The 21,899-nt window shown below is 67.8% G+C and carries 25 protein-coding genes and 6 pseudogenes; 14 read left to right on the top strand and 17 right to left on the bottom strand.

Annotated elements, in window-relative coordinates; all coding sequences use genetic code 11:
- Nucleotides 1–42: 42 nt before the first annotated feature.
- From OG936_RS37725 to OG936_RS37755, 7 genes are all read left to right on the top strand, one after another.
- Nucleotides 43–234 (top strand): hypothetical protein, encoded by a 192-nt coding sequence (locus OG936_RS37725; protein WP_266816771.1) that lies wholly within the window; start codon nt 43–45, stop codon nt 232–234.
- The gene (locus OG936_RS37730) at nt 203–730 is read left to right on the top strand and encodes a DUF6879 family protein (protein WP_406500230.1); all 528 of its coding nucleotides are present in this window, start codon (nt 203–205) and stop codon (nt 728–730) included. The genes OG936_RS37725 and OG936_RS37730 overlap by 32 nt, the downstream gene beginning before the upstream one ends.
- Nucleotides 731–757: 27 nt before the next feature.
- Nucleotides 758–1,603, top strand: coding sequence for a helix-turn-helix domain-containing protein (locus OG936_RS37735; RefSeq protein WP_406500231.1), 846 nt, complete (start codon nt 758–760; stop codon nt 1,601–1,603).
- A 95-nt stretch (nt 1,604–1,698) separates the two neighbouring features.
- Nucleotides 1,699–1,887 carry a hypothetical protein gene (locus OG936_RS37740; protein ID WP_406500232.1) on the top strand — a complete coding sequence of 63 codons (189 nt, stop codon included), beginning with the start codon at nt 1,699–1,701 and terminating at the stop codon, nt 1,885–1,887.
- Nucleotides 1,884–2,270, top strand: coding sequence for a DUF6415 family natural product biosynthesis protein (locus OG936_RS37745; protein WP_406500233.1), 387 nt, complete (start codon nt 1,884–1,886; stop codon nt 2,268–2,270). The genes OG936_RS37740 and OG936_RS37745 overlap by 4 nt, the downstream gene beginning before the upstream one ends.
- Before the next feature lie 303 nt (nt 2,271–2,573).
- Nucleotides 2,574–3,272, top strand: a complete 699-nt coding sequence (locus tag OG936_RS37750) for a GNAT family N-acetyltransferase (RefSeq protein WP_406500234.1) — start codon at nt 2,574–2,576, stop codon at nt 3,270–3,272.
- A 157-nt stretch (nt 3,273–3,429) separates the two neighbouring features.
- Nucleotides 3,430–3,960 carry a GNAT family N-acetyltransferase gene (locus OG936_RS37755; RefSeq protein ID WP_406500235.1) on the top strand — a complete coding sequence of 177 codons (531 nt, stop codon included), beginning with the start codon at nt 3,430–3,432 and terminating at the stop codon, nt 3,958–3,960.
- Nucleotides 3,961–4,039: 79 nt separating this feature from the next.
- On the opposite strand, the gene OG936_RS37760 is transcribed toward OG936_RS37755, so the two are convergent.
- The 4 genes from OG936_RS37760 to OG936_RS37775 form a co-directional block, all read right to left on the bottom strand.
- Entirely contained in the window at nt 4,040–4,528 is a 489-nt protein-coding gene (locus OG936_RS37760; protein WP_406500236.1) for a DUF6882 domain-containing protein, read from the bottom strand.
- Between the two features lie 102 nt (nt 4,529–4,630).
- A complete protein-coding gene (locus OG936_RS37765) occupies nt 4,631–6,097 on the bottom strand; it encodes an NF041680 family putative transposase (protein ID WP_406500237.1) in 1,467 nt (488 codons plus the stop codon).
- A 548-nt stretch (nt 6,098–6,645) separates the two neighbouring features.
- The gene (locus OG936_RS37770) at nt 6,646–7,491 is read right to left on the bottom strand and encodes a PaaX family transcriptional regulator C-terminal domain-containing protein (protein WP_406500776.1); all 846 of its coding nucleotides are present in this window, start codon (nt 7,489–7,491) and stop codon (nt 6,646–6,648) included.
- A gap of 35 nt (nt 7,492–7,526) precedes the next feature.
- Nucleotides 7,527–8,162, bottom strand: coding sequence for a GNAT family N-acetyltransferase (locus OG936_RS37775; RefSeq protein ID WP_317872945.1), 636 nt, complete (start codon nt 8,160–8,162; stop codon nt 7,527–7,529).
- 233 nt (nt 8,163–8,395) lie between these two features.
- Between OG936_RS37775 and OG936_RS37780 the strand changes: the two are divergent.
- Both OG936_RS37780 and OG936_RS37785 read left to right on the top strand, forming a co-directional pair.
- Nucleotides 8,396–9,190: pseudogene (locus OG936_RS37780) on the top strand (alpha/beta hydrolase family protein); the annotation flags it as partial.
- A gap of 213 nt (nt 9,191–9,403) precedes the next feature.
- Nucleotides 9,404–9,568, top strand: a pseudogene (locus OG936_RS37785) (restriction endonuclease); the annotation flags it as partial.
- An 84-nt stretch (nt 9,569–9,652) separates the two neighbouring features.
- Here the strand turns inward: OG936_RS37785 and OG936_RS37790 are convergent.
- The 4 genes and pseudogenes from OG936_RS37790 to OG936_RS37805 form a co-directional block, all read right to left on the bottom strand.
- Nucleotides 9,653–9,775 carry a hypothetical protein gene (locus OG936_RS37790; protein WP_405681832.1) on the bottom strand — a complete coding sequence of 41 codons (123 nt, stop codon included), beginning with the start codon at nt 9,773–9,775 and terminating at the stop codon, nt 9,653–9,655.
- A 91-nt stretch (nt 9,776–9,866) separates the two neighbouring features.
- On the bottom strand, nt 9,867–10,457 hold the full coding sequence (locus OG936_RS37795) for a hypothetical protein (protein WP_406500238.1): 591 nt from the start codon (nt 10,455–10,457) through the stop codon (nt 9,867–9,869).
- 346 nt (nt 10,458–10,803) lie between these two features.
- Nucleotides 10,804–11,220 (bottom strand): annotated as a pseudogene (locus tag OG936_RS37800) (transposase); the annotation flags it as partial.
- 218 nt (nt 11,221–11,438) lie between these two features.
- Nucleotides 11,439–11,939, bottom strand: a pseudogene (locus OG936_RS37805) (transposase); the annotation flags it as partial.
- On the opposite strand from OG936_RS37805, the gene OG936_RS37810 reads away from it, so the two are divergent.
- Both OG936_RS37810 and OG936_RS37815 read left to right on the top strand, forming a co-directional pair.
- Nucleotides 11,899–12,192, top strand: a complete 294-nt coding sequence (locus OG936_RS37810; RefSeq protein ID WP_406500239.1) for a GNAT family N-acetyltransferase — start codon at nt 11,899–11,901, stop codon at nt 12,190–12,192. The pseudogene OG936_RS37805 and the gene OG936_RS37810 sit on opposite strands and share 41 nt — an antisense overlap.
- 208 nt (nt 12,193–12,400) lie before the next feature.
- Nucleotides 12,401–13,251: pseudogene (locus tag OG936_RS37815) on the top strand (IS5 family transposase).
- A 36-nt stretch (nt 13,252–13,287) separates the two neighbouring features.
- Here the strand turns inward: OG936_RS37815 and OG936_RS37820 are convergent.
- A protein-coding gene (locus OG936_RS37820; protein WP_406500240.1) for an IS5 family transposase occupies nt 13,288–14,096 on the bottom strand; the annotation gives its coding sequence in 2 pieces (ribosomal slippage) (nt 13,288–13,776 and nt 13,779–14,096; 807 coding nt in all).
- 195 nt (nt 14,097–14,291) lie between these two features.
- Here OG936_RS37820 and OG936_RS37825 point away from each other — a divergent pair.
- Nucleotides 14,292–15,698: an IS4 family transposase gene (locus tag OG936_RS37825; RefSeq protein ID WP_406497063.1), complete on the top strand. Its 1,407-nt coding sequence runs from the start codon at nt 14,292–14,294 to the stop codon at nt 15,696–15,698.
- 264 nt (nt 15,699–15,962) lie between these two features.
- Here OG936_RS37825 and OG936_RS37830 read toward each other — a convergent pair whose 3' ends face one another.
- The 4 genes and pseudogenes from OG936_RS37830 to OG936_RS37845 form a co-directional block, all read right to left on the bottom strand.
- Nucleotides 15,963–16,583, bottom strand: coding sequence for a hypothetical protein (locus OG936_RS37830; protein WP_406500241.1), 621 nt, complete (start codon nt 16,581–16,583; stop codon nt 15,963–15,965).
- Between the two features lie 349 nt (nt 16,584–16,932).
- A complete protein-coding gene (locus OG936_RS37835) occupies nt 16,933–17,493 on the bottom strand; it encodes a hypothetical protein (protein ID WP_406500801.1) in 561 nt (186 codons plus the stop codon).
- Nucleotides 17,473–17,622 (bottom strand): annotated as a pseudogene (locus OG936_RS37840) (IS5/IS1182 family transposase); the annotation flags it as partial. The pseudogene OG936_RS37840 and the gene OG936_RS37835, both read right to left, overlap by 21 nt.
- Nucleotides 17,623–17,715: 93 nt before the next feature.
- Nucleotides 17,716–17,943 (bottom strand): hypothetical protein, encoded by a 228-nt coding sequence (locus tag OG936_RS37845; protein ID WP_406500242.1) that lies wholly within the window; start codon nt 17,941–17,943, stop codon nt 17,716–17,718.
- Between the two features lie 40 nt (nt 17,944–17,983).
- On the opposite strand from OG936_RS37845, the gene OG936_RS37850 reads away from it, so the two are divergent.
- Together OG936_RS37850 and OG936_RS37855 are read left to right on the top strand one after the other, a co-directional pair.
- Nucleotides 17,984–18,391 (top strand): hypothetical protein, encoded by a 408-nt coding sequence (locus OG936_RS37850; RefSeq protein ID WP_406500243.1) that lies wholly within the window; start codon nt 17,984–17,986, stop codon nt 18,389–18,391.
- Nucleotides 18,388–19,350: a hypothetical protein gene (locus OG936_RS37855; protein ID WP_406500244.1), complete on the top strand. Its 963-nt coding sequence runs from the start codon at nt 18,388–18,390 to the stop codon at nt 19,348–19,350. Before OG936_RS37850 ends, OG936_RS37855 begins: the two co-directional genes overlap by 4 nt.
- Before the next feature lie 123 nt (nt 19,351–19,473).
- On the opposite strand, the gene OG936_RS37860 is transcribed toward OG936_RS37855, so the two are convergent.
- From OG936_RS37860 to OG936_RS37875, 4 genes are all read right to left on the bottom strand, one after another.
- Complete coding sequence (locus OG936_RS37860; protein WP_406500245.1) at nt 19,474–19,896, bottom strand: hypothetical protein; 423 nt, start codon at nt 19,894–19,896, stop codon at nt 19,474–19,476.
- Nucleotides 19,897–20,089: 193 nt separating this feature from the next.
- Nucleotides 20,090–20,323: a hypothetical protein gene (locus OG936_RS37865; RefSeq protein ID WP_406500246.1), complete on the bottom strand. Its 234-nt coding sequence runs from the start codon at nt 20,321–20,323 to the stop codon at nt 20,090–20,092.
- A 55-nt stretch (nt 20,324–20,378) separates the two neighbouring features.
- Nucleotides 20,379–20,855: a hypothetical protein gene (locus tag OG936_RS37870; protein ID WP_406500247.1), complete on the bottom strand. Its 477-nt coding sequence runs from the start codon at nt 20,853–20,855 to the stop codon at nt 20,379–20,381.
- A 432-nt stretch (nt 20,856–21,287) separates the two neighbouring features.
- Nucleotides 21,288–21,554 (bottom strand): hypothetical protein, encoded by a 267-nt coding sequence (locus tag OG936_RS37875; protein WP_406500248.1) that lies wholly within the window; start codon nt 21,552–21,554, stop codon nt 21,288–21,290.
- Nucleotides 21,555–21,899 lie beyond the last annotated feature (345 nt).

Raw genomic sequence — 21,899 nt, forward strand, 5'->3', positions numbered from 1 at the left:
ACGGACCCGAACTCGGGTGGAGGGAACTGCCCTGCGGTGTGGGTGGACACCGACACCGCTGAGGGGCCGGAACTCGTCCTCCAGGGCAAGGTCGCCGACGCGGTGACCCGGGCCGCTTGCAGTCAGGACAGCCCGCCGGCGGATGACGAGGCGGTCATCCGGATCTCGGTCCGGATGGTGGATCAGATCAGGGGGGCGTGTGATGCCGCAGAAGCCGCCGGTCCCCAGCTTTGAGGACCTGCTCGACTCCGCCCGGCAGCACGCCCTGCACCTGGAGCTCCGCGACGTCTACGCCGTAGAGGAGGAACGGGAGGTCTACGACGCGTTCCTGCGCGACGGGACCGTCCCCGCGGACGACTCGGAGTACTGGAGCGGGTGGCTGCCGCTGGTGGAACGGACCGTCGCCCGCGGAGTGAAGGTTCGTCGGGCCCGGATCGTGTCCGAGCCCGTCACCGACTACATCCGCTTCGAGCACGCCATCGCCGACGCCAACCTCCGCGCCGGCGAACAGGTCCGCTGGCTGCCCCGCCGCCGCGCCTCCACCCTCGCCCTGCCCGGCAACGACTTCTGGCTCATCGACGACCAGGTCGTGCGCTTCAACGTCTTCTCCGGCGACGGCGAGGCCATGGAGCCCGACCACACCGAGGACCCGCAGGCCATCAAGCTGTGCGTGGAGGCGTTCCGCTCGGTGTGGGACCTGGCCACCCCGCACGCCGACTACCGCATCTGACCCAGCACACCCAAGGGCCGCCACCTCATGACGACCGCTTCCCCATCGTCCAGCGCCCAGTCGGCCCGCGAGGCGCTCGCTGTGCGCTTGCAGCACCTGCGCAAGGACGCCGGCCTCACCGGGAAGGAACTCTCCGCCCGGTGCGGCTGGCACCCCGCCAAGACCACCCGGATCCAAAAGGGCGCGGCCCTGCCCTCGGACGCGGACATCCGCACCTGGTGCAGGGCGTGCGGCGTGGACGATCAGGCCGACGACCTGATCGCTACCGCCCGCGCGGTCGACTCGATGTACCTGGAGTGGCGGCGCCTGCACCGCAATGGCATGCGCAAGGTCCAGCAGGACTGGTACACCCTCCACGAGCAGACCCGCCACTGCCGCGTCTACCTCTCCAGCCTGCCTCCCGGCTTCCTCCAGACACCGGCGTTCGCGACGGCCCTCATGCAGCAGATCACCACCTTCCAGGGCACCCCCGACGATGTCGCCGAAGCCGTCGCCGCCCGCGTCGCCCGCTCCCGCTTCCTCTACGAAGGCGGCCACCGCTACGTCGTCCTCATGGAGGAATCCGTCCTGCGCTACCGCACCGCCGACCCCGACGCTATGCGCGGGCAGCTGCGCCACCTCCTGGCCGTGATGCCGCTTGCGTCTGTCTCGCTCGGGATCATCCCGTTCACCGCACGGCGCACCGTGTGGCCGCTGGAGTCGTTCTACGTCCACGACGACACCATGGCCGTGGTGGAGACGCTGACGGCGGAGATCAAGGTGACGCAGCCGCGCGAGATCGCCGACTACGCGAAGGCGTTCGCCGGCCTCGCGGAGATGGCCGTGTACGGCGACGCCGCCCGCGCCCTGATCCGGGCCGCGATTCTGGAGTGAACCTCCGCAATTACCCGCAATCTCATTGAGAAACGATCGGCGGCCTCCGTAGCGTCGAACGACACCGACGCACCCAGCAACAGAAGGCGGTGCCCATGAGCGCACCCACACCCGCCGGACCCGAACCCGAAGGACGCGGCCTCCAGCCCCCCGCCTTCGGCCGGCCTTCCCCGGCACTGATCGCCCGCGCAGACCGCGGCTACGCCCGCTTCCTCGCCGTCCAGGCCCCGGACGCCAGCACCGGCGACCACGACCAGGACGACGACGCGGCGGGCCACCGATGAGCGACACGCACGTCGTGCTCTACGACCCCCACGGGCTGATCGAGGCCGAACTCCCCCTGGACCGAGCCCCGTACGAAGCGCTCGTCACCGCCGTCCTCGCGTGGAAGGACCCGCACCTCCAACCCCGCGACTACGAGCAGATCGCCCTCCAACTGACCGGGCACGCCCGCGCCGTGGCCGCCGACGTCCGCCGCCACACCGCCGCCCTGCCCAAGAACGACGGCCGCGGCGCCCTCGCCGAAGTCGTCCTCCGCGAAGCCGACGGCCGCCTGTCCGCACCGCTGGAAGGTACCGCCCGCTGCGCCCAGAACCGCGCCCGCCTCGTACGGGCCCTCTACACGAGGCTGGACCGCCTCAGGGAACCCGTCCCGCCCGCCCCATAGCCCGCAGAGGAGGAGCGGAGGCCCACGAACTGTTCTCCACAGTGATCCTGTCGCGGATCGCGGCCAGCACCTGGAGGCGCCATGCCTCGCTCGCCGACCTCGAAGCCGAGCAGGCACCCGGGCCGCGCCCACGTCGTCCAGCGGGGCGAACCCCACGAGACGCAGGCGGTTCTGATGACCGGTGCCGATGTCGTCAACTGGCCGCCCGTCACCCGTTGGTGCGTCGTGCCAAGCCGGGCTCCCTGATCAGTTGCCTCTACGGTGGCCACCCTCAGACATCAGCCACCAGACCAGGAGACGGAAATGGGACGAGCCTCGCGCGCACGTGCCGCCGCACGACACGGCCGACCGACTGCCGCTCAACTGCTGCTCCGCAGGCCTCTTCCCGAGGACCAGGAGACGCTGGCCCGCCTACTGGGCATGGTGATCCCCGGAGACCCGGGCACTGAGCACTTCGCCATGCAACTGGCGACTATCCCGATCCCCGCCGCCAGAGCCGGCCACTACGCGACCGGCGGGGCCTGGGTCGCCGAGGAACAAGGCACCACGGTCGGCCTCATCGTCGCGGTGCCGCCACTGGCCTGGATCGACAGCGTCCCGGTACTTGAGCACGACCGGCGCCTGCTGTTGTCCCACCGCGTGGTGGAGTGCGAGTACATGGCAGTCGACCCTGCCGCACGGGGCCGCAAACTCGGTGTCTTGATGACCAAGCACGCCCGACGCCAGTTCATCGCTCGCGGGTTCCGCCTCATGACCGGCACCGTCACCGAGGACAACTTCGGTCTGCTCCCGTACTACCGGTCGATGGGCTGGAAGACGCTACGCCCCGGCGAAGCCATGGGCATCCTGGAGCCTGCCCACCCCATCGCGGTCTGGCGTCCCGCCGAACCGCACGTCGTACAGATGTGGCTTCTGCTGCACAGCGAAGTCACCGTCACCAACTGGCCCACCCCGACCGGCATCCGCCCCGTCATCAACGGCGTGCTGCCCGTCCCGAGGTAGAAGAACCCGTCGAGCAGGAGGGCGGTGCACCTCCGCCTCCGCCCCCGGACACGCTCGACTTCGGTTGACCACACAGCGCCTGGACCGCCTCACCGAAGCCGTCCCAGCCGCCCACCACCCTGACCAGGTAGCGCATAGCAGAGGAGCTGGCCGCCCCATGGTGATCCTGCGAGACCTGACCCCCGACGACGCCCCGGCCCTCACCCGCATCTACAGCGGCGCCTCCGTGCGGCACACCACCGGCACGGAACTTACCCTCGCCCAGGCACAGCAGAAGGTCCATGCAGCCCTCACCAGAGCCGCCGAAATCCCCTGCGGGCAGTGGAGCTGGGGCATCCACGCCGCCGACGAGATGATCGGCCTGATCGCTCTGCGGCGGCGCTCCCCGTCCATGGGCACGATCAGCTACATCCTCCGTGAGGACACCTGGGGCAACGGCTACGCCACCGACGCAGCCAAGCACGTCGTCACCTTCGCCTTCACCACCGCCGGCCTGGACCGGGTGGAGGCCATGCACCACCCCGCCAACCCGGCCTCCGGTCGCGTCCTGACCAAAGTCGGCTTCACCTGTACCGCCACCTTCGACCGGCACACCGAAGACGGGACCGCCGTGCCGTACCCGGTGTACGCGTTGTCGGCGCCGCCAGGAAGTGGCCGCACAACCGGCCCCGTAGCCCTGCCGAACTGACCGGCGGTGGTCCTGGGCGCTCAGCTTGCCGTTTAACGTCCGACGGCCAGCACCAGCAGCCTGGGGCTCCGTGTAATCGTCACGGTCGCTCGGCAGCGAGCGCCAAGTCATGGACCATGAAGTGGAGTTGCACGTCGTCCATCGACTCCGCCCACAGTCCCTCGGCGTCGAGCACGGAGGCAGCGACCATCCGAGCCTCAGCGACGAGTTCGGGGTCATATTTGAAGCCTGGCCATGGAAGGACGGGGTAGTCGTTCTCCTCGCCGAACTGCCGCACCCTCTCCATGTCGCCCAGGGCGGCGTCCGGGAGTGACTCGTTCGCCCAGGACCACAGCCAGGTCTGCTGGGCAAGGCTGACGCTGCCGATCACCGTGAGTCGGCCGGTGAGGAAAACCTTGCCGTCGCGCGACCACGTGATCTGCGCGTCGTCCATCGACCAGTCGTATTGCACGTCTCCGGACAGGCCGAAGCGCTCGACCATGAAGGCCTGCCGCGAGTGGGCACGCTCCCGAGCCGCGAGTACGACCGCCTCCCAACGGGAGTGGTCATGCTTCGAGCGGTCGTCCACGTTGCCTCCTCGTGCAGAACTGTCGGCAAGATCCTGCCACCCCGGCATGTGGCCAGGGCTCCCGGGCCTGGAGTTCCCCGTGTCCGATGGACCGCTTGTCGCTCACCCTGTCCGTCGGGGCTTGGTCCCCTTCTGGTGATGCGCGGGTCGCGCGTATGCCTCACCCGTGGCTAGGACTCTGCCGACATCGTGGCGGGGTGCTGTATGGCGGTTCTTCGACCCGGGCGGCCTGCCGGGGCCGGGGCGGGTCGGTTTCGGTGCACCGGCTGGGGTGCCGATCTTTGCCCGCAGGTTCCTGAACCCGCGACGGACGCGGGCAGGGGTGAGCCTGTTCGGTTCCGCCGGCCGCTCCCACGGCCGACGCAGATCCCGCGCGAGGGGGCGGGCGAGGCGGAGTTGAGTGTGCGCGGCCAGGACGAGCCATGTCCAGCGGTCGGCGGCCTGCGAGTCCCGCAGTTTGGGCCGGGTCCAGCCGAGAGTCTGCTTGAGCAGTCGGAAGGTGTGTTCCACGTCGAACCGGCGAAGGAACGCCTGCCAACAGCGGTCGACGTCCCTGGGATCGGCGCCGGTGCCCGACCACCACAGCCAGACGGGCTTGTTCACACCGCCGCTGGGCAGCTTCTCCACCGACAGGCGGATCACGGTGCCCTCGATGATCGGCAGTGGCCCTTCGTGATCGCCCCATGCCGCCCGGCGGGTGAGCCGGGGATGCAGCCGGTCCCACGCTTGCGCCGTCGCCGTTCCATACCTGTCGGTGTCCGTGACAGTGACCGCATCTGGATCACCCCAGGTCTCGGGCCGGCCGAAGACGAACTCGCCGCCGTGCTTGGGCGGGCGGCCGCCCTGCGGCGGGCAGATCCATGGCACCGGAACGGGCTTGCGCATCACCCGGTCCGAGCGGAGTCTGCCGAGAACTTCCACGGGCAGGGCGGCCAGGAGGTGGGCGATGCGGGGCGCGTCGTAACCCGCGTCCAGCACGACCAAGACCTCCGGGTCCCCATCGCGCCACTGGCCGGCTTCTATGAGACGTTGGACGACGTCGCGGACTTGGTCGGCGGTGATCGCGGCCAAGTCGGCGCCGGGCTCCAGCCGGATCGCGTCGAGCAGCGCGGTCCAGGAGGTCCGGCCGGTCTCCAGGGCGGCAACGATCGAGTACGGCCAGCCGGGCACCATCTGGTGCTTGCCCAGGCCCCGGCCGAAGGTATGGCAGAAGGAGCGGTCCGAGGAGGTGTCGGCGTCTGGCCGCAGCCAGGGGGAGACGTCTACCGCCAGTACCAGCCGACCGTCACCGGCTCGAGGAAGCGGGACGCCGGTCAGTGCCCGGCGCAGCCGGGCGACGTCGATCCGACCGTGGTTGATTCCGGAGTACAAGGCCCCGTGCCCGCGCCGATGCTCGGGGGCGAGCGCCAGGTCCACGAGAGTGCGGACCGGACCGTCGGTGCACAACAGTGCGTCGCACAGCTCGAACAGGGCGTCGCTCCGGGCGGTCAGGCATGCGTATAACTCCGACCGGAACTCCGCCACCACCGTGAACGCGTCTCGTTGAACCTCATGCTCGACCAGTCCCACGATCCCGGCCTCCGTGCTGCGTTGTCGCTCAGCACAGGATCGGCCCGCGGCCCCTCACACATCAGGTGAACTGGGGAAACACCGAGCAAGTTCGAACCCCGTTCGACTGCAGACGTTAAACGGCAAGCTCAGTACCTGTGTCTAAAGGTCCCGGCGGCGTTTTGCCAGGTCAGGAATCGAACAGGGCTGAGCGCAGAGGCTGTCGGCGAGCCGGATCGCCCTCGTGAGGAGGAACGGACGGCCGGCTGGGGCGGCTTGGAAGTCGAAGACGCGGATGAACGGGCCGGTGAACAGCAGCAGAGGCCAGGTGCAGGCGGCGCGTGGGCGAATCCGCTGACAGGCTGGTCGGGGCCGTGGGAATGTGGGGAGACGATCCGGTTCCGGGAGGTCCGGGCCGCGCTCTTCCTGTAGGCGTACACCCCCGAACATGCACCGGTCGGTACGAATCAAAGTGCACAACCTTGATCTGACGCCTGTCCGTCCGCAAGGGCAGGAGCCCTCGCGGTACCTTCGCCCACCAGGCACGACCCGCGCCGTCCGTTCCGTCTTCAGTGTGTGGTCTGGTCTGCTGTTTCTCGGGTGATGTCGGCGTAGAGGCGGAAGAGAGTCGGGCGGGCTTCGCTCTGGTCACGTTCGTGCAGGGCCGCCCAGCACTGGGCGATGAGCTCCCGGGCCTGGGTGCCGGGCCAGGGCCGGGGCAGGAGCTGAGGCGGCAGCAACGGGTCGGGCTCTATGGCGCGGGTGAGTTCGGCGGCCAACTCGACAGCGATGGTGAGGAGTGCGGAGGGGGAGAGTTCGGCAGAGCCGGTGAGCCGGGCGAGGCGGGGCTGGGCGATACGGCTGAGGCGGTAGTAGCTGTCGGCGATCTCCTGCAGGGGCCACAGACGTCGGGCGAGTTCGGCAGGCTCTTGGGTGTCGCCCCTGCGCAGGTCCGTCGTGGTGAGGAGGGTGAGCGCGCCGTGGGTGTCGAGGCGGTGGGCGGCTTCTTCGACGTACGGTTCCCATGTGTTGGCGCAGACGTACAGTCCGCCCTGGAGCGGGGCGCCACCGAGGTGGACGAGCGTCTCGCGCAGGGCGTCCCGGGCGGTGCGCGCCGATTCGGGCACCGCGAAGGCGGCCAGGTGCCAGACACCGTCCCACGGTGCGAGCCCGGCGTCCTGTTGGAATGCGTGCCGCAGGAAGTCCGCGTTGGGGGCGAGGGCACGCGTGGTGTCCGTGGTCGCGTGCAGCTCCGCCTTGCGGCCGCGGCCCTCGTGGGTGAATCGGCCTTCGGACACGAGGCGTTTGATGCACAGCCGTACCTGCTGGTCGCTCATGCCCAGGGTGTTGGCGACGGTGTACAGCTCGTCCGCGTCGACGGTGCCGTCCTCGCGGATCAGCGCGTGGACGAGCATGCGGGTGGGGACCTCGACGTGGTCGGTCTCGGCGCTCACAGTTCTCTCACTCCTTTTGTTCCGACCGGGCGGTGCATGGTGGTCACCGCGCCGAATCCGAGCAGCCCGCGCAGGTAGGGCGTGTGCTCGGTCCGTACGGCCGTGAAGCCGCGCCGCTCGTACAGGGCCCTGGCGCGCGGGTTGGTGTCGATCACGTCCAGTCTGATCTCCCGGCAGTCCTGCTCCGCCGCGACGGCGGCTACTTCCTCGATGAGCAGGCTCCCGACGCCCCGGCCGCGCATGTCCGGATCCACGGCGATGCCGTCCATGACGAGCTGTCCGGGGGCCGGGTGACGTTCGAACAGGGCGAGGAGCAGGAGTCGGTGCAGTCCTCGCAGGTGTCCGTATGCGCGCAGTACGGCGCAGGCCGATCCTCCGGTGAGGGCCCGCCCGTCGTGCTGGTAGCCGGCGAGGCCGACGAGCTGCCCGTCCAGGAGTGCGCAGACCGCGCGATCGGCGTTCAGGTGGGCGGCGATAAAGGGCACCGCCTTGCCCGGCGGGTTCAGGGCGGGACCGAGTTTGCGGCCGAAGGCGTCCCAGTACAGCTCGGCCGCCCGCCGCTCGGCTCCGGCCGGAACGCCCCGCCGCACTGTCACCGGTCCAGTGCCGGTGCCTGTCACGTCCAGTCCCATGCCGTGCCCCTTTTCTCGCTGCAACCCCCACCCAAAGCTACCATTCTCACGACGATCGTGCTCGCTGTGATAGTTTCAGTAGCGCCCAGACCCGAACAAAGGGGACAGATCCCATGTGTCCAAAGATCCGGCCCGGACGGCGCGGACTCCGCATCGCCGTGTGGTCACTCGTCACGGCCCTGGTCGTGACCGCCGGCCTCGTCGGTGTGGTGCTGTGGCAGAACTCCTACGACATGGACGAGCAGCGGGTCACGATCCGCCACGGCGGCCACACCCTCAACGGCGTACTGGCCATCCCCAGGGACGGCCGCAAGCACCACGGCCTGGTCGTGTACGTCCACGGCGACGGCCCCGTCGACGCCACCCACGACGACGGTTACAAGCCCATGTGGGAGGCGAACGCCAAGGCCGGGTACGCCTCCCTGTCCTGGGACAAGCCCGGCGTCGCGGGTGCATCCGGCGACTGGCTCGACCAGTCCATGGACGACCGGGCCAACGAGGCAGCCGCCGCCATCGCCTGGGCCCGCGCCCGCCCGGACATCGACGGCGACCGGATCGGGCTCTGGGGCGCCAGCCAGGCGGGCTGGGTCCTGCCGAAGATCGCCGCCAAGACGCCCGTGAGCTTCGTTATCGCCGTCTCGCCCGCCATCAACTGGCTCCAGCAGGGCCACTACAACCTCCTCGCCGAGCTGCGCGCCGACGGCGCATCAGCAGCCCGCACCAAGGCGGAGGTCGCCAAGAGCGACACCACCCTCCGGCTGCTGGAACGCCAGGCGACCTTCGAGGAGTACGTCAAGGCGATGCGCGGCGACGCGGACGGCATGACCGCCGACCGCTGGGGCTTCATCTCCAAGAACTACACCGCGGACGCCACACAAGACCTCCGCGCCCTGCGCGGCGTACCGGTGCTGCTGACCCTCGCAGGCCATGACATCAACGTGGACACCGCCGACACGGAGCGCATCTACCACAAGGTGCTGGACGCAGGTGGCGCATTGACGGTCAAGCATTACCCGGACGCGACCCATTCACTGCTCAAGCAGCCCATTGAGCAGTCGGACCTCAAGATCACGCTCACCGCGCTCTTCTCCCCCCACTCGCTCTTCGCGGACGGATTCCTGGACAGCCAACGGCAGTTCCTCAAGGAACTCGGCCGAGGCAGCCATGCCACTCCCGCAAGCTCGGCCCGCGTGGTGCACGTTCACGTGTACCGCCCGGTGCACTTTGACGCGAACGCCGACAACGGCCGCGGCGCCCTCGCCGAAGTCGTCCTCCGTGAAGCCGACGGACGCCTGTCCGCACCGCTGGAACGCACCGCCCGCTGCGCCCAGAACCGCGCCCGGCTCGTGCGGGCCCTCTACACGCGGCTGGACCGCCTCACAGAACCCCTCCCGGCCGCGACGTAGCCCGCAGGGGGAGCAGCCCCGGATCCCCGTGCCACGCACTCCCGTGCTCCAGCCGCTCCACGTGGGCCCCGGGAAGCAGCGCTTTCACGGCCCGTTCCTGGCCAGCGCGGAACGGGCGGCGGCCAGCCTCTCGATGTCACGGCGGTCTTGCGCCGTGACCTCCTGCTGCTGCCTGACGGCCGCAGGGGGCGCCCCGTTCTGGAGCACGGCTTCGTCGGTGCCGGCACGTGCCGTAGGTCCCCGCTTCGACCGCCTGGGACCATAGGTTTGCGTCGGTGTGAATGCCCGGCGCCAGAGCTCAGGGGTGCGGATGGGCGGTGAGCCATTGCTGAAGTTCGCGGTGGCGGAACTGGTAGCCGGGCCCGCTGTAGCGCAGGAGTCCGGCGGTGACGGCCCAGTCGAGGAAGACGCCGAGGCGGAAGGGCAGCTTGCCGCGTGAGCACAGCAAGAACACCCCGTACCTGCGCGCCGCAGCCGCAAACCCGCCCGCGAGCACGACCACAAGTCCGACCATGATCTTGCCCGCGAGCCCGTCCATGGGCCCGACCACGTATACGTTCACGAGCTGGATCACGTCCATGATTCTGTATATGAGTTCGGACATGAGCCCGTCCGTGTTTCCGTCTCCGCCCACGAGTTGGATCAGGAGTACGGCCATGAGGCCGGCGATGAGTCCGATCAGGAGTCCGTAGCCCATGTCGTCGCGGATAATTGCCCGAGGGGTGGTCACGGTGGTTGGTTCTCCCTTGAGTCCGTTCACGAACCCGCCAATGAACCCTCCCACGAGCCCGAGGATGAGTCCGGTGAAAAGCCCCATTCTGAGATCCAGGAGCCCGAGGAAGTGCCCGTCTACGGGCCAGGTGTTGATCGCGTTCACGATCCCGCTCATGATCCCGAGTGCGAGCCAGGCCCTGAACCAAGCCTTGAAGGACCTTGATGCTCCTATCGTCGGTCAAGCGGCATCGAGCCAGCTGCGTAACCAGGGCGTCCAACTCCGCTGTCAGAGCGGCGTGTTCAGCGGTCAGGTTCTGGACGCGTCGCGCGAGCGTGCGCAGGGCGGTCAGGATCGGGACATGGACAGGGTCGTTGCCGACCCGGAGCCGGACCAGGGCGTCGATGCGCTTGTCGCCCCGCAGCACTTCGTACTTCGTGCGGATGCTGTCGGGCGCGGTGATCAGGATGTGTCCGATCTGGTTCAGCGCCGCTGTACGGGCCTTGACGGCGGATCGTGCCACGTTGTGCAGAGCCCGGATCCCGGCGACGGCATCGCCTTTGGGGGCACTGGTGGCCCGGCCGGACACGACCGCACGAGCTGCGGCATAGGCGTCGATCGGATCGGACTTGCCGATCCTGCGGCGCTCGGCCTTGTCCGGCCGGTTGACTTCGACCACGGTCAGATCGGCCTTGCGGGCCGCGCGCGTAAACCCCGACCCGTAGGAGGACGTGCCCTCCACGCCGACGGCGGCGACGGTGCCGTGAGCAGCCAGGAAGGCCAGAGCAGCCGTGTATCCGGCGGCCGTTGTGGGGAACTCGGCATCGGCGATCTGCCCACCGCGGTCGGTCACCACGGCAACGTGGACAGTGTCGGCATGAGAGTCCACGCCGCCGATCACCACGTGTTCGACGGCTGCTGCAGTGTCCGTTTCTGTCATGCTGGAAATGCCTTCCTGACCGGAGGTGGCTCCAGCCGGGTGGGGCAGACAGGACAGTGATGGGGCCTCTGGCCAGGCTCCTATGAGGTCATGATCCACCCGGCCGGGGCCTCGGGAACGGGCCCCGGCAGCCGGACAGACCAAGGCGAAGACAGCCCAGCAGGACGTCAGTCAGTGATCGAGCCACGACCACCGGGAACCCGAATACCACTATCACTGTCGGTGATCGTGGAGATCGTCTGGCGGGACACGTCGGCGCCGTAGACCTCGGCCAGGTGGGCCTGGACCTCACCAGTGGTCAGGCCCTTGGCCGCGAGCGAGATGACCATCTCGTCCACGCCGGACAGGCGCTTCTGCCGCTTCTTGACGATCTTCGGCTCGAAGGACCCCTCGCGGTCGCGGGGCACGGTTATCTCCACCGGGCCGACATCGGTCAGCACGGTCTTGGCACGGGTGCCGTTGCGTGAGTTGCCGCCGTTCTTCCCGGCGGGATCGTGCTTGTCATAGCCGAGGTGGTCGGTGATCTCGCCTTCGAGGGCCGACTCCAGGAGCCGCTTGGTCAGCTGCTGGAGCAGCCCGCCCTCGCCGGTCAGCTGAAGGCCCTCGGCCTGGGCCCGGCCCACCAGCTCGTCAATCAGCCGGTCGTCCACAGACTTCGCCGTCCCCGCCTCAGACGAGATGATCGGCCTGATCTCCCTGCGGCGACGAACCCCGTCCATGGGAACCATCAGCTACATCCTCCGCGAAGACACCTGGGGCCACGGCTACGCCACCCACGCCGCCCACCACGTTGTTTCCGTCGCCTTCACCACCGTCGGCCTCAACCGGCTGGAAGCCATGCACCACCCCGACAACCCCGCCTCCGGCCGCGTCCTGATCAAGGCCGGGTTCACCCACATCGGGACGTCCGACCGGCAGGCCGACGGCGGAACCACCGTGCCGTACCAGGTGTACGCCCTGCAGAACTCATGACAACTGCCTCTGCCAAACCACAGAGACAACGTGACATCCCCGGGTACGCACCGATGCGCGGAAGAGATCGACATGGTTTCGGCCACTGCATCTGAGACCGACCGGCAAATGGTGAGGTCGAGGGCTCACCAAGGGTTCTGGTTGTGAGACAGGCACGAGCCTGAGTGATCATGGAGTTGTCTACGCTCAGTGATCACTCGGAGGGCTCGTGCCTGCGGTCCCATCTTGCCTGCTGGAGCCCCTATGGGACCAATTCGCCGCATTGTTGCCTGCACGGGACGGGTATGTACCGGACCACCCACTGCGATGCCACCGACGACGTGTCCCGGACCGCGTCGTCTTCGATCACATCGTGCTGGCACTGGTCCACGGCTGCGGATACGAGCGGATCGCCAGCCCAGGCTGCTCGGACCGCACCATCCGACGCCGCGTCAAACAATGGGCCGAACTCGGGATATCCGAGCTGGCTCACGCTCTGGCGCTTGAGGCGTACGACCGCGTGATCGGCCTTGGACTGACCGAGATCTCGGTAGACGGGTGCATCACCAAGGCTCCCTGCGGCGGAGAGAAGACCGGCCGCTCGCCGGTCGACCGAGGCAAACAGGGATTGAAGCGCTCGGTTGCCTCCGACGCCTGCGGCGTCCCGCTTGGGATCGTCTCCGACGGCGCCAACCGCCATGATTCGCCCCTGCTCGGACCCACCTTGGATGCGGTGACAGAACAGGTCGGTGCATTGCCGACGGTCGTCAACATCAACCTCGACCGTGGCTACGACAGCAGCAAGTCCCGTGCACTGATAGCCGAGTTGGGCTTCACGGCCGAGATAGCACGTAAGGGCGTGCCGGCCCCGATCCAGGCCGGCAAGCGCTGGGTGGTCGAACGAACGCACTCGTGGATGAACGAAACGGCAAGCTGCGGCGCTGCACTGAGAGGAACGGCAGGGTCGTGGAGTTCTACCTCTACCTCGCTGCCACCCTCGTCACACTCCGCATGCTGATCCGCCGAGCGACGAACCGCTATCGCTGGGATGGCCGCCCCACCACCCGACGCCTCAAGTGAACCATTTGCCGGTCGGACTTAGAGCTCGTAACACGATCACGAGCGGGCTTTCTTGAGACGTCTCCAGCAGATGAGGCTGCAGGCGAGGGAGACGAAGGCGTCGTGGAGTTCAGTGCGACGCTCCCATCGGACAGTGAGGCGTTTGAAGTGGTGGAGCAGGGCGAAGGTCTGCTCGACGACGTAGCGGAGCTCGCCCATGCCCTTGATGTTCGGTGATCCCTTGCGGGAGATGACGGGCAGGATCCGCCGGTGACGCAGTTCGGCACGATGGACGTTGGAGTCGTAGCCCTTGTCGCCGAGCAGGGCTTCGGGCCTGCGGCGGGGCCGGCCGGGGCGGCCCGCGACGGGCGGGATGCCGTCGACCAGGGCGAGGATCTGGGTGACGTCATTGACGTTGGCCGCAGTAGTGATGACTTTGAGCGGGGTGCCGCGCCCGTCGCAGATCAGGTGATGTTTGCTGCCTGTCTTGCGCCGGTCGACCGGCGACGGACCGGTGTCGGCACCCCCTTTTTCGCCCGGATGTGTGAACCATCCACACACGCCCGGGACCAGTCGAGTTCGCCGGCCGCGTTTAGCTCCGCGAGCAGGATCCGGTGCAGCCGGTCGAAGACGCCGGCCTTCTGCCACCGGTCCAGACGCCGCCAGCACGTCTGACCCGAGCCGAACCCCAGCTCCAACGGCAGGAGTTGCCAGGCTATGTCGTTGTAGAGGACGAACAGGATGCCCTGGAGGCAGAGTCGGTCCGACACCGGCCTCGGCCCCGGCGACCGCTCCGGCCAGGGCGGCAGCAGCGGCTCGATCAGCGCCCACAAGTCGTCATCCACGATCCACGGCCGAGTAGTCACACCATCACGAACGGCCGAATCCTCACACCGGTCACGGCCAACCAGGACGATTCAGCAAGATCGTGTTACGAGCTCTAAAGCAACGCCGTTGCGTTTGGCCCCTGAGCTGTACGTCAAGCCCTGCTGAACAGCGCAACGGGACCACCTGATAGATCAACGATCGGCGAAGAAAGTCGATCAAGGTCAGGGGTCCCGTTGCAGGAGAAGTCTGTCATCACGTCCACGATCGAGACAGCCCGGGGTGTGTTCGCGCCGGGCCATCTGGGGGAGTTGACCCAGATCGTGGACTTTGCGCTGGTGGACGCGGTGCTGGAGGAGACCGGTCGGCGCGAGAAGCGCCTGCGGCTGCTGCCTTCGCGGGTGGTGGTGTACTTCGTGCTCGCTCTCGCGCTGTTCGAGCACCGCTCGTACCGCATGGTGTGGTCCAAACTGACCGCCGCCCTGACCCCGTTGGCCCTGGTGCGTCCCGCGGTCTCCTCGCTGACGCGGGCCAGGCGCAGGGTGGGGGCCGCACCTCTGCGGCGTCTGTTCGAGACGCTTGCCGGGCCCGTCGCCCGCCCCGGGCAGGACGGGTCCTTCTACCGGGGCCTGCGCACGGTGGCCGTCGATGGGACCCTGCTGCACACCCCCGACGACGAGACGCTCACCTGGCGCTACCCCAAACGGGCCGGGGAGGGTCTGGAGTTCGGCTATCCGCTCCTGCGGCTGCTGACCCTGGTCGAGTGCGGCACCCGCGCGCTCATAGCCGCCGCCTTCGGACCGGAGTCCGAGGGTGAACTCCCCTATGCCAAGCGGCTCCTGACCGCCCTGGACGAGACAATGCTCCTGCTGGCCGACGCGGCCTTCGACGGCAACGAGTTCCTTGATGCCGTCCATCAGAGCGGGGCGCGGTTCCTGGTGCGCTCCGGGGCCCGCCGTGTCCCCACCCCCGCCGAGCACCTGGGCGACGGCTCCTACATCGCACGTATCGGCTACGGCGTCCTGCGGGTACTGCTGCCGGTGCGCGTGATCGAGGCGACCCTCACCATCACCTTGGCCGATGGCACCGTCCGCACCGAGCAGTGGCGGCTGATCACCAACCTGCTGGACCCCGTCCGTTTTCCGGCCGCCGAGCTCGTTGAGCTCTATCACCGCAGATGGCAGGCGGAAACCACGTATTTTTCGATCAAGGCCACGATGCTCGACGGCCGCGTCCTGCGCTCCCGCAGCATCGATGGCCTCGACCAGGAGGTCTACGCCCTGCTCACCGCCTACCAGGCTCTGATCCGCGCCGGCGACGACGCCCTGACCGGTCGGCCGGAAGTACCCATGGAACGGATCAGTTTCACCGTCCTGCTGGCCGCCGCAACCGACACCGTCACCGCCGGCCATGGAATCTTCCCCAACACCCTCGTCGACCTGGTCGGCACGATCGGCCACGCGGCCCTGGACGCCCTCCTGCCCGCCCACCGACGGCAACGAGTGAAGGCCCGCACCCGCAAGAACCCCACCAGCAAGTACGGACCGAACGCCGGACAGCACCCCCAGAAGGCCCAGAACTACACCGTCCGCACCACCGTCGCGTTCTTCGACCACGGCCTCAATAGCCGCTCACGGCGCTAACGCAACGGTGTTGAGCTCTAAAGGAACGCTGGCGCGCACTCAAGCGCGTCACGCTCAGCCCCGGCCGGATCGGCGACATCGCCCGCGCCACACTCGTCCTCAACGGTCACTGGAAATGAACTTCATTGAGGAAACGTCATTCTCCCTGCCGTCGGCGAGCCAGCGGATAGCAACCCCTCAAAGTGAGCTCTCTGAGCCTAGGCGGGTGCCCGCGTTCTGTGCGGAGACGCGGGCAGCCCGGCCGGTATCGCCGATTCGGGTACTCTAATTCCCTCCTCCTATCTTCTTGATAAGTGCGGCGACGAGCTTTATAGCCTCATCCGCCCAGAACTTCGACTCATTGTAGACGAATGTCACAGCCTCCACCGTAGAGCCGTCATCGTTGACGATATCGATGTAATTCCCGTCATCCTCGAATCTTAGATTGCAGTGGAAGTCGGACTTCGGCGCTTTTTGTCTGGCGACGGGGTTTCCCGTCAATCCATCCAGAAAGTAAATCCAGTTCGTTCCATCAGACTGAGACGTATAGAACTGGACGTTCTTCTGCTTGTCGAGGGACATGGCCTTGTAGTGCGATCCCTGGTAGTACCACGGAATTCCGCACCACTGAGCATGGAACTTCGACTTTGGAGTGAGAGCGTGGTAATTGAGATCGTCTAGCGGGAACGATCCCCCGTCGCCTGTCAGGACTCCGTTATGACTGCTGTCGACCGACCGCAAGTACCATTGACTGTCGGTGTTGTTGTAGATGTTGTCTATCCAACCCACGCCCATTTCTTGTTTCCCTCTCTGTCGGTAGGTTGTTCCCCTGTCCGATCCATTGCCGATTGTGTCGCTTCGCGCGAATCCCAAGGCGGCTCCGCCATGGCGCGACAGCGGCGTCATATGCAGGCGAATCAGATTTGGCGATGGACTCGTTTACCGAGCTGACGGATCAACTGCTGGTTCAGCCGGGCGCGAAGGGCGATGTGTCGTACCCGTGCTACGCCCCTTGGTCTGTGTGGTTACCTTCCCTCCCTGGCCGGTAACGGCACTGATTCCAGGGTTACTCGGTATGACCTCGCCCGCCACCTGGCCAAAGCCGAGGCTGCGGATCCCCTCCGCCAGACTCTCGAAGTCAGGGCAGAACGATCAAGCACGGGTGGCATGTGCAGCCAAAGGTGCCCTTCGCGGGCTCTACTGGAGCTGATCCGCAGATCCTTCGACGGGACGCAGCCCGCGCCGTGCTGCGGTGTCACGGCGCGGCATCGGGGAAATCGTGTTGGCTCCTGTTTGCTGTGGCTCGCAGTCGACGGTTCTCTTTTTCGAGGGCGGCGACGCGTCGTTCGAGCTGGGCCCGTGTGGGCTCCCGGGGTGGCTGTTCACGAATCACGGCGGAAGGCATGGGTGGCTCGGCAGTCAACCCGATCGGTTCGTACGCAACGATGATCGAGGGGTCCTTCCCACATTCCGGGCAGGACATCGAGGACGAACCTTGCCTTGTAGTGGCGGGGTTCTCTTTGTGACGGCTGGTCTCGATGTTATGGCCGCAGTAGAGCTGCACCCGCCACCGCATGGTCTCGTGATCGGGACTCTTGTATGTCAGCAGGCTGTCCAGAGTCTGCTGAGCTGCTCCGCGCCGACGCTCTGCAAGTGCGGGGTCCGCCCGCTCCTCAGCCTCTTTCTCGGCCAGCACTTTCTCCACCCAGCGACTGATGTCCTCTGACTGCTCCTGCTGTTGGTGATCGGCTCGGGTGAGCTGGTAGCCCGCCAGGGGTACGCCGTGGCTCTCGCAGCCGTGGACCAGTGCCAGCACGATGTGATCGAAGACGACGCGGTCCGGGACACGTCGTCGGTGGCATCGCAGTGGGTGGCCCGGTACATACCACAATGCGGCGAATTGGTCCCATAGGGGCTCCAGCAGGCAAGATGGGACCGCAGGCACGAGCCCTCCGAGTGATCACTGAGCGTAGACAACTCCATGATCACTCAGGCTCGTGCCTGTCTCACAACCAGAACCCTTGGTGAGCCCTCGACCTCACCATTTGCCGGTCGGTCTGATTGCCCGGCGGGCTCCGGGCAGCTGCGGGTACGGTCGATCGGTTTGACGGCTGGCGGTGGCCGCCAGCGGGGAAGTGTCCGGTCGGCGTGTCGCCGCATCGCGGGTGGAGGTGGTTCGGTGGACAGCACCGAGCGAGATGTCGAGCAGCAGTTCACGCAGCTTCAGCAGAAGGTCGGCGCCAGCCACGCCGAGGTCCTGAAGCACGACGTCGACGACGACCAGTTCGCGGTGGAGCGCCCGGCTGGTGAACTCCGCCAGCGAGCTGGTGGAGTTCGAGAAGACGATCCCCGAGCGTCTGGCCGAACCCGAGCGCACACGCAGTGAGCGCATCGTGACGTGGTCCTGGCGCGGCCAGGCGGCCGTCGGTGCCGTGCTGATCGCGCTCGTCTTCGTCCTCGACCGCTCGACCTGGTGGCTGGTCCTGCTCGTCCCGCATTTCGTGGGAACGGTGGCCGGCTGCTTCCAGAAGGTCGATGCCGAACAGCACCGTGACCGCCGCTTCGGAGCCATCGCACTGCACGTGGTCGCTCTCCTGATGGCCCTCATCAGCCTGAGCGTGATCAGCCGGTGGTTCATCATCGCCGCCGCCGTGGGCTGGCTGCTTGTCGCCGGGTCCTCGATGGACGCGGGGGAGAAGGGGGCGCAGCGGTGAGCGACGACTACGGCCACCAGGTCCGCCGTCTGGAGACCCGGACCGGCGGGATGGAGCACGAGCTGCACTCGCTGCGTTCGAAGCTGGGGGAGGTCGAAGACCTCGACTACGAGCTGCGCGACATCCGCGGCGACATCCGCAGCCTCGAGGACGACCTCAGCACCGTCCGCAACGACCTCACCGAGCTGGACGACGACGTACGCGGCCACATCCAGGACACCGAGCAGGCCCTCAAGCGGCTGACCGGCCGCGTCCAGGCCCTCGAAGCCCACCTGCTCGCCACGGGCGGCGCCCCACTCGCCGACCTCGACACCGTCGACCCGGAGTGGAAGAAGCTGGCCAGGACCGCCAGCCACGGCTGGCACGTACGCTCCGGCCTGCTCCCCGGACACCAGCGCGAGGCCCACCGCCTCAAGGTCCGCGAGTACGAAGGAGCGGTCGAAGAGCGCGACGATCACCGCGACAAGGTGGTGGAGGCCGCCGGCGTCCTGACCACTCAGCCGCGCATGTCCCGCGAGTTCAAGCAGGCCGTCATGGACTTCGGCATGTCCCACACCCTTGCTGAGAAGAACGACCAGCGGGCCCAGAAGCTGGCCGGCCCCGCTCAGGCCGCCCAGACCGCACTGGCCCAGGACGACTCCCTGAGGCAGGCGAAGGCCTCGCTGATCGACCAGGGCGACAAGGCGGAACGGAAACTGAACTGGCTGCTGCGCGGCCGTCTGGCCGACGCGATCCGCGACCGCGCCCTCCTGCCCATGTGGTTCGTGACCGTGCTCGGTCCCGTGCCGCCGGCACACAAGACGCAGGAGTGGATGGACCACGCCACCCAGGTCCTGGCCTACCGGGTCACCTACGGGATCACAGACCAGGTCGTCGCGCTCGGACCGGCGCCCGACGAGTACGTGCCGCGCCGCACCGAGTGGTACCGCGAACTCACCAAAGACCTGCGCCGCTGGTAGCCCGCGCGGTGACGTACGCCCCGCGCCGCGAGCGCGCTTGCCCTGTGTGTCAGCGCGCGGGCGGGGGCGGTCCGGGCTTCCGGCTACTTTGCCCGCCCTGGAGGCCGATGAGCACACGCCGGGTCAACGGCGCCCGACCGTGCCACGGACGAGGACGTAGGGAGTCACACAGAAGGCACCGATGTTGCAGACGACGAGCATGGTGATGAACAGCCAGTAGGAGAAGCCGTGGCCGTCGGACGAGGCGACGAGGGACCCGTAGGTGAGGCTGATGAAGATGCCGGTGCCAGCGAGCCCGGCAGCCCAGCCCAGCACGCTCATGCCGAAGCCAAGACCGATGAAGAACCAGAACAAGGCGGGGCCGGCAAGGACCGCGATGGCCAGGAACAGCGGCGCGGTGATGTCCCGGTCGCCGATGAAGTCCATGAGCTGAGGGATGGAGATGAAAGTCCATAAGCCGGTGAAGGCGAGGCCGATGACGACGGCGACGATCGTGATCACACGGTTGGCGCGTCTGGCGGAAGCGGCGTTCGTGGCGTCGGTCATGAGGCAGTGGACTCCTTCTCTGTGGCGGGCGAGGTGATTGGATCCATCCCGGTATAGCCGACGCAGACCACAAAGGGGTGCGTTTCCACGCAAGGCGTCCGGGACCCGACCATCAGGCCGAGCGCGCTGGTCCGCACCCGATCTGCCGCGCCAGGGTCGGCGGGCCCGGGGTCTCACGGCGGCGGGGGAGCGGTCAGAAGTCGTCCCGCTCGGAGGGCGGCCCGAACCGCTCGATGGACCAGCAGGTGCAGTTCCCGCCCTCGTGCAGCTCCTCGTCACACTCCTCGTGGTGTTCCCGCGCCGCCCGCGGTTTCGGAGCCGCCGACCGCGCGGGCTGCGGGACGGGCGGCTCCGGGGTGGCCTCGACGGTTGGCGCCGGGCCTGCCCAGCCCATGCCCAGCGCCGCGAGGGGGTGCGTTGCGCTCAACGTTTCAGTGCGCCTTGTCAGGTGGGGCAGGGTGACCCCGGCCCCGGTGGGTGCCTCAGTACATGGTGAGCTGTTCGTGCTCGAGCAGGTCGAGGTGGACGATCCGGCTCTGGGGAAGGATGTCGGCGAGTTCGCGCGCTTCCTGGGCGCTGCGGGCCAGGACCAGTTCCTCCGCGAGCTTGGAGCAGGTAGCGGCCAGGTCGGGGCAGGGCCGCACGATCCCGTACAGTGTCCGCCGTTTGTCGGTCACGTGGACCGGGACGCCGTGGGCGTACTGCGGCCACATCATGGGTTTCTCCGGGATCTCCACCCGCAGGTTCGACGTCCGCCAGGCGTACTCGGCGACGGCGGCGAACAGCTCGGTCTGCTGCTGCGGCGACAGCCGGCCCCACCACGCCCGCGCGGTCTCCAGGTCCTGGCGCTCCCGCTCCTCGCGCTCGGTCTGCTCACGGGCGAGACGCGCCTCGCGTTCCACCCGCTCCTGTTCCCGGCGTGCTTCCTCCTCCGCCCACCGCCGCCGCGTCTGTTCCATGAAGACGCGGTGCTCCTCCTCCCGCTGCAGCCGCCGTCGTTCGTCCTCCTCGGCCGTCCGTACCCACTCCTGCTCCTCCAGCTCCTTCCGGCGCCGTTCCGCGGCCTCCTCCTGCTCCTGCTGGCGGGCCTGTGTAGTCCCTCATGTGATCCCACGAGCCCGGCTTCTGCTCGCGCATCAGCTAGCGGAACATCAACAGCAGCCGCGCCAGGTCGTGCTGATCGACCCGGACGGGCTTCGTCTCCGGGTCGTAGCCGTACGTCGGGTCGTGGGCGGGCTTCTTCTGCATCGGTCCTCGTTCGCGTTGCTACGGCGGTCAGCGTCCCGCCACAGGGCCTACGGTGCGGCCGGGTGCTCAACGACCCGGGCTCGCCGAAGCCACGCTGACCTCCGCCGTCCGTGCGCCGGCCGAACCGCCGTGGGCTTCGCGTCTCAGGCTTGCGGCGGCGTCGCTCCGGGCAGCTCCCCGGAGAATGCCCACCACTGCTCGATGGTCCACACGGCGACACTGGAGCGGTCGGTGGACATCCTCAACCACACCTCCTCACCGCCGGGCATGAGCGCCACCTTCAGGTGTGCCTCGTCCCATGTGCCCACGGGGTACATCCACTCGATCCCGTCGGGCCACGTCCGCATCGCCACCGTGCGCACGCTCAGCGCCGCGGCGAAGGCGTCCAGCGCCGCCTTGGACACCTTCATCGAGATGTCGCCCCACCCAACGCAACCCCCCTACCCCAAGAGGTGACCACGGGCTCCTCGCTCCGAGTGTCCGGTCGGCCACCGTATTCGCAGAGTGGGCCCCGGGCTGCTGCTCGGCGAACAACCGCACTGGGGCAGGCCGTCGGCCACGACTTCAGCGGGCGCCACGTAATTCCTCCTTCGCCGCCGGACCCTTTGATATCGTCAACCTCGTTGACGATCATTAGGGGATTCGGGGGGTTCTCCAGCATGTCTTCCTGGCTGCCGTACCGGCGTGGCATCGATCCGCTTTCGGATCTACCCACTTCCGGCATCGAAACAATCCGGCCTCGCACGGGACGGTGT

It is taken from the genome of Streptomyces sp. NBC_00846, assembly GCF_045207325.1.
Lineage (GTDB): Bacteria > Actinomycetota > Actinomycetes > Streptomycetales > Streptomycetaceae > Streptomyces.

Coding starts and splice junctions, on each gene's coding strand:
- OG936_RS37735 (WP_406500231.1), top strand. CDS start 758: ATGACGACCGCTTCCCCATCGTCCAGCGCCCAGTCGGCCCGCGAGGCG.
- OG936_RS37770 (WP_406500776.1), bottom strand. CDS start 7,491: ATGCTCGTCCACGCGCTGATCCGCGAGGACGGCACCGTCGACGCGGAC.
- OG936_RS37730 (WP_406500230.1), top strand. CDS start 203: ATGCCGCAGAAGCCGCCGGTCCCCAGCTTTGAGGACCTGCTCGACTCC.
- OG936_RS37810 (WP_406500239.1), top strand. CDS start 11,899: ATGATCGGCCTGATCTCCCTGCGGCGACGAACCCCGTCCATGGGAACC.
- OG936_RS37740 (WP_406500232.1), top strand. CDS start 1,699: ATGAGCGCACCCACACCCGCCGGACCCGAACCCGAAGGACGCGGCCTC.
- OG936_RS37795 (WP_406500238.1), bottom strand. CDS start 10,457: ATGAGCGGGATCGTGAACGCGATCAACACCTGGCCCGTAGACGGGCAC.
- OG936_RS37745 (WP_406500233.1), top strand. CDS start 1,884: ATGAGCGACACGCACGTCGTGCTCTACGACCCCCACGGGCTGATCGAG.
- OG936_RS37875 (WP_406500248.1), bottom strand. CDS start 21,554: ATGAAGGTGTCCAAGGCGGCGCTGGACGCCTTCGCCGCGGCGCTGAGC.
- OG936_RS37775 (WP_317872945.1), bottom strand. CDS start 8,162: ATGGGACTGGACGTGACAGGCACCGGCACTGGACCGGTGACAGTGCGG.
- OG936_RS37750 (WP_406500234.1), top strand. CDS start 2,574: ATGGGACGAGCCTCGCGCGCACGTGCCGCCGCACGACACGGCCGACCG.
- OG936_RS37870 (WP_406500247.1), bottom strand. CDS start 20,855: ATGGAACAGACGCGGCGGCGGTGGGCGGAGGAGGAAGCACGCCGGGAA.
- OG936_RS37860 (WP_406500245.1), bottom strand. CDS start 19,896: ATGACCGACGCCACGAACGCCGCTTCCGCCAGACGCGCCAACCGTGTG.
- OG936_RS37830 (WP_406500241.1), bottom strand. CDS start 16,583: ATGACGCCGCTGTCGCGCCATGGCGGAGCCGCCTTGGGATTCGCGCGA.
- OG936_RS37755 (WP_406500235.1), top strand. CDS start 3,430: ATGGTGATCCTGCGAGACCTGACCCCCGACGACGCCCCGGCCCTCACC.